The 5,563-nt window shown below is 73.4% G+C and carries 4 protein-coding genes; 2 read left to right on the top strand and 2 right to left on the bottom strand.

The annotated features are described in order from the left end of the window. Nucleotides 1-27 precede the first annotated feature (27 nt). On the bottom strand, nucleotides 28-753 hold the full coding sequence (locus AOK22_RS33700; protein ID WP_055702518.1) for a leucine-rich repeat domain-containing protein: 726 nt from the start codon (nucleotides 751-753) through the stop codon (nucleotides 28-30). Between the two features lie 149 nt (nucleotides 754-902). Between AOK22_RS33700 and AOK22_RS33695 the strand changes: the two genes are divergently transcribed. Then, nucleotides 903-1,403, top strand: coding sequence for a hypothetical protein (locus AOK22_RS33695; protein WP_055702517.1), 501 nt, complete (start codon nucleotides 903-905; stop codon nucleotides 1,401-1,403). A 225-nt stretch (nucleotides 1,404-1,628) separates the two neighbouring features. After that, nucleotides 1,629-3,992, top strand: coding sequence for a glycoside hydrolase family 95 protein (locus AOK22_RS33690; RefSeq protein WP_055702516.1), 2,364 nt, complete (start codon nucleotides 1,629-1,631; stop codon nucleotides 3,990-3,992). 27 nt (nucleotides 3,993-4,019) lie between these two features. Here AOK22_RS33690 and cydC read toward each other — a convergent pair. Continuing rightward, a partial coding sequence (cydC, locus tag AOK22_RS33685) for a thiol reductant ABC exporter subunit CydC (protein ID WP_055702515.1) occupies nucleotides 4,020-5,563 on the bottom strand: 1,544 nt, incomplete at its 5' end.

Below are 5,563 nucleotides of genomic sequence, written 5' to 3'. Positions count from 1 at the left end.
CCGGCCCGCCGGCGGGCCGGTCGTGACTCAGTGCAGAACCACGCAGCCCTTGGCGTGCAGGGCCCGCGTCAGACGGTCGTCGACCCACGTGCCGTTCCAGCGCAGATCCAGCTTCTCCAGGGCGGGCAAATCCGCTATCCAGTGCGGGAGTTCGCGCACCTGATTGGCGCGGAGGTCGAGGCGGCGCAGGAGCGGCAGACCGCGCAGGGCCTCCGGGACGGCCGTGAAGGCGTTCTCGCGCAGTTCCAGTTCGCGCAGCGCGCGCAACTCGCCCACGGAGGCCGGAAGGTCGTGCAGGCGGTTGCCGCGCAGCCACAGTTCACGCAGCGCGGTGAGCGAGCCGATGTCCTCGGGCAGGTGCGTCAACTCGTTGTGCTGGGCGCGCAGTTCCATCAGGTCAGTCATGTTGCCGAGTGTGTCCGGGAGCGCGGTCAGACGGTTCTCCCCGACGTTGAGATACGCGAGCCGGGTGAGGCGGCCGAGGGACGCGGGCAGCTCGGTGAGGTCGTTGTCGTGGAGGTAGAGAAAGCGGCTGAGCGCCGGCAGGTCGCCGAGCTCGGCGGGGACCGTGCGCAGTCTGTTGTGGCCGAGGTCCAGGGTGTGCAGGGCCGCGAGCGTGCCGATGCGGGCGGGCAGGCGCGTGAGCGCGTTGTCGGCCAGGAGCAGGATTTCCAGATGCGGGTGGTGCCAGACCTCGTCGGGTACGTCGGCGAGGCCGGCGCGCCAGTGGTCGAGGGTGGATGCGTCGCTCATGAGGGCTCCGGTGTCGAGGGGGCGCCATTGTGTCCCGGACGGCCGGGGCGCGGCGGGGTGCTCCGTGGCTGGTGGCACGGCCCCCGCGCCCCCGTGGAGCACGTCGGCCCCCGCGCCGGAATGTCCGGCGGGCCACGTACCATGGGCGCATGTCCTTCCTCCGCCGCCGCAGCTCCGCCACTCCCGCGGGCCCGGACTTCGATGTCCTGGCCATGGATCCCGGTGACTGGCCCGGCAATCTCGGCGCGGGCCTGCTGCCCGCCCCCGACGGCAGCTGCCAGGGCGTGTTCCTGCGCTACGACCTGTTCGGCGGCCGCGGCCCCGCGATGATCATCGGTAACCTCCCCGAGGGCTCGCCCGCGCGCGAGACCGCCGAGGGCGAGGTCCCCTTCGAGGTGGCCCAGCTGCTCGTGGCGCTGGAGAACGACGAGGACATCTCGGTGGTCTCCACCGAGGACGTGCCGGTGATGCAGGGCGACAACCTCCTGATCGTGCGTCGTCTCAAGCTCTCCGAGAGCCGGATCTCCTGCGTCCAGTTCGACCGCAGCGACAACGTCCTGGTGACCATCGCCGCCTGGGACCGCCCGATCACCGACGATCTGTACGCGCTCCTGAAGCCGCTGCCCGCGGAGCTGTTCCAGCAGGGCTGAGCCGCCCCGCGCCGGGAGCCGACCGGGCCTGGACCCGTCCGAGCCGAGAGCCGTCCGCGCCTGGAGGCGCCCGCGTCGGCGAGGCCGTCCTGCAGCCGTGCGCACTTCCGTCCAAGCACTGCCCCGTTCCGTCCAAGGAACGGGGCAGTTTTATGTCTTGCCAGCCCAGTCATCGGACTTTTAACGTGACCGGTCATGACTCAGGGGATCACGCGAAGGACCACCATGAGATCCGCGCTCGGCGGTGCGGCCGCACTGGCGGCGGGCGGAGGCGCGATCGTGGGCGCCGGCCCCGCCGCAGCGGCGAGCGACCCCTCGCGGCACGACACCTCCGATGAATCTGCGGGGTCTCCGGACGTGACGCTCTGGTACGCCGCCCCGGCGGCCGACTGGGAGCGCGAGGCCCTCCCCCTCGGCAACGGCGCCCTCGGCGCCATGGTCTTCGGCACGCTCGTCTCCGAACGGCTCCAGTTCAACGAGAAGACCCTGTGGACCGGCGGCCCCGGCTCCCGGGAGGGGTACGACTTCGGGAACTGGCGCGCGCCCCGGCCCGGCGCCCTCGACGCCGTACGCGACGAACTCGACGCCAAGGGCAGGCTCGACCCCGACACCGTGGCCACGAAGCTCGGCCAGGCGCGGCGCGGCTACGGCGCCCACCAGACGTTCGGCGACCTCCACATCGACGTGCCGGGCGCACCGGACGCGCCCGACGCCTCCTACCGTCGCGCCCTCGCCCTCGAAGAAGGCCTCGCCACCGTTGCGTACCACCACGAACAGGTGCGCCATCAAAGGGAGTTCTTCGCCTCCTACCCCGACGGAGTGCTCGTCGGGCGGCTGTCCGCCGATCGCGCCGCGCAGGTCACCTGCACCTTCCGCTACACGTCGCCCCGCGCCGACTTCACCGCGAAGGCGGCCGGTGACCGCATCACCGTACGGGGTGAACTCGCCGACAACGCGCTGAAGTTCGAGGCCCAGCTGCGCATCGCCCACCAGGGCGGCACGCGCGTCGCGAACGCCGACGGCAGCGTCACCGTGACCGGCGCCGATCACGTCTGGTTCGTCCTCGCCGCCGGAACCGACTACGCCGACACCTACCCCGGCTACCGGGGCGCGGACCCGCACGCCGCCGTCACCCGCACCGTCGACGCGGCGGTCGCCACGGGCCACGCGCGGCTGCGCGCCCGCCATCTGCGCGACCACCGCGCCCTGTTCGGCCGCGTCGCCCTCGACATCGGCCAGTCGTTGCCCGCCGATGTCCCCACGGACCGCCTCCTCAAGGAGTACGGGACCGGGGCGGGGGCCGCCGACCGGGCGCTGGAGGCGCTCTTCTTCCAGTACGGCCGCTACCTCCTCGTCGCCTCCTCGCGCGCGGGCTCCCTGCCCGCCAACCTCCAGGGCGTCTGGAACAACAGCACCACCCCGCCGTGGTCGGCCGACTATCACACCAACATCAACCTGCAGATGAACTACTGGCTCGCCGAGGCCGCGAACCTGCCCGAGACGACGGCGCCGTACGACCGCTTCGTGGAGGCGCTGCGGGCCCCCGGACGGCGCACGGCCAAGGAGATGTTCGGCAGCCGCGGCTGGGTCGTGCACAACGAGACGAACCCCTACGGTTTCACCGGCGTGCACGACTGGTCGACCGCCTTCTGGTTCCCCGAGGCCGCCGCCTGGCTCACCGCGCAGCTCTACGAGCACTACCGCTTCGGCGGGTCCACGGACTATCTGCGCACCACCGCCTACCCGGCGATGAAGGAAGCCGCCGAGTTCTGGCTCGACAACCTGCGCACCGACCCGCGCGACGGCACCCTCGTCGTCACCCCGAGCTACTCGCCCGAGCACGGCGACTTCACGGCGGGCGATGCCATGGCCCAGCAGATCGTCCACGACCTGCTCACCAACACGCTGGAGGCGGCACGGATCCTCGGTGACACGCCGGCCTTCCGCGCCGAACTGGAGAAGACCCTGGAGCGCCTCGACCCCGGGCTGCGCATCGGCTCCTGGGGCCAGCTCCAGGAGTGGAAGGCCGACCTGGACGACCGGACGGACGACCACCGGCACGTCTCCCACCTCTACGCCCTGCACCCCGGCCGGCAGATCGAGCCGGGCAGCAGGTGGGCGGAGGCGGCGAAGGTCTCCCTGCGGGCGCGCGGCGACGGCGGTACCGGCTGGTCCAAGGCCTGGAAGACGAACTTCTGGGCGCGCCTGCGCGACGGCGACCACGCGCACAAGATGCTCGGCGAGCAGCTCAAGTCCTCGACGCTGCCCAACCTCTGGGACACCCACCCGCCGTTCCAGATCGACGGCAACTTCGGCGCGACGTCCGGCGTCGTCGAGATGCTCCTGCAGAGTCAGCACGACGCCATCGAGATCCTGCCCGCCCTGCCCGCCGCGTGGCCCACCGGATCGGTGCGCGGCCTGCGGGCGCGCGGCGGCGCGACGGTCGACATCACCTGGGCGGCGGGCCGTGCCACCCGCATCGTCCTGAGGGCGACGCGCACGCGTGAACTCACCCTGCGCAGTGGACTGTTCAGCGGGGGAGCGAAGACCTTCAAGGCGCGGGCGGGAGAGCGGTACGTCTTCGACTGAGCGCGGACCTCCTGGCGCCGGACCCCCTCAGGGCGTGGCGGCGGGGACGATCCGGCCCCGGTCCAGGCGCACGATCGCGTCGGCGGCCGCGATGCCCGAGTGCTCGTGCGTGACCAGGAGCGTGGTGCGGCCGCGCGTGGCGTCGAGGACGTCGGCGAGCACGGCGGCCGCGGTCCTCGGGTCGAGGCCCTCGGTGGGTTCGTCCAGGACGAGGACGGGCGGGTCGGCGAGCAGCGCGCGGGCCAGGAGCAGGCGCCGGCGCTGACCGCCCGACATCGCGGCGCCTTCCGCGCCGAGCACGGTGTCCCAGCCGTCGGGCAGCGACTCGATCCAGTCGAGGAGCCGGGCCCGGCGGACGGCCTCGCGCAGCTCGGTGCCGGTCGCGTCCGGCCGGCCGAGGAGCAGGTTCGCGCGGATCGTGGTGTGGAAGACGTGCGCGTCCTGCGTCATGCCGGTGATCGCGCGACGGACGTCGTAACCGGCGCAGTTCCGCAGCGCGTACGTCCCGCTGTCGCTGTCGCTGTCGCTGTTGCTGTCGCTGTCGCTGTCGCGGAGGCGGATGCTCCCGGCCTCGTACGGCACGAACCGCATGAGCGCGGCGATCAACGTCGACTTGCCGGAGCCGCTGGCGCCGAGCAGCACGACCCGGCGGCCCGCCGGGATGCGCAGGCTCACGCCGTCCAGGGCGGGCGGGGCGTCAGGGCGGTGGCGCACCCGCAGGCCGACGATGTCCACGCCGAGCGGACCGTCCAGGGGGAGTGGCACGGGACGGGACGGCTCCGTGACCGGCGGCGGCGTGTCGAGCAGGTCGGCCAACCGGCGCGCCGACGCGCGTACGTCGGCCAGGTGGCGAGCGGCAACGGGCAGCGCCGCGAGCGCCTCGAAGGCGACCAGCGAGAGAACGGCGAGCACCGTCACCTGTACGGCGGGCAGCGCGCCGGACGCGTGCGTGCGCAGGGCGAGCCAGGTGACGCCGACCGTGGCCATGCCCTGCAGCAGCAGGACCACGGCCGAGGCGAGTGACGTGGTCAGCGCGGACCGCCGCTCCAGCGCGGCGATGCGGGCGGCGGCGTGGCGGGCCCGTTCGTCGGCGCGACCCCGGGCGCCGTACGCCGCGAGATCGGCCGCGCCCCGCGTCAAGTCCACGGTGAGTGCGGCGAGTTCGGCGTGCGCCGCCTTCGCGCGGGGCTCGGTCCGGCGGGACGCGATGAGCACCGTGGCGGGCACGGCCAGCCCCGCGACGGCCAGGAGTCCCCCGAGCAGGAGCCCGGCCTGCGGCAGCAGCGCGGCGGCCGTGGCGGTCGCGACCACGGCGACCGCGCAGGCCGCCGCGCCCGGGATCAGGACACGCAGGAGGAGGTTCTGGGCGGCGTCGACGTCGGCGACGAGACGGGTGAGCAGATCGCCGCTGCGGAAGGCGGGGGTGCCCGCCGGGGCGAGCGGCACCAGCGCCTCGTACACCCGGGTGCGGAACCCCGCGACGGCCCGGAGCACGCCGTCGTGACCGAGGAGCCGGTCGGTGTAGCGCAGGGCCCCGCGCCCGAGCGCGAGGGCGCGGGGCCCTGCGCTAC

Source organism: Streptomyces silaceus (assembly GCF_001419745.1).
GTDB lineage: Bacteria > Actinomycetota > Actinomycetes > Streptomycetales > Streptomycetaceae > Streptomyces > Streptomyces silaceus.
Note: the sequence above shows the minus strand (reverse complement) of the source record. Positions and strands in the feature narration are given on the sequence as shown.

Excerpts from the sequence above, each read along its gene's own strand:
- AOK22_RS33695 (WP_055702517.1), top strand. The coding sequence starts at position 903 with ATGTCCTTCCTCCGCCGCCGCAGCTCCGCCACTCCCGCGGGCCCGGAC.
- AOK22_RS33690 (WP_055702516.1), top strand. The coding sequence starts at position 1,629 with ATGAGATCCGCGCTCGGCGGTGCGGCCGCACTGGCGGCGGGCGGAGGC.
- AOK22_RS33700 (WP_055702518.1), bottom strand. The coding sequence starts at position 753 with ATGAGCGACGCATCCACCCTCGACCACTGGCGCGCCGGCCTCGCCGAC.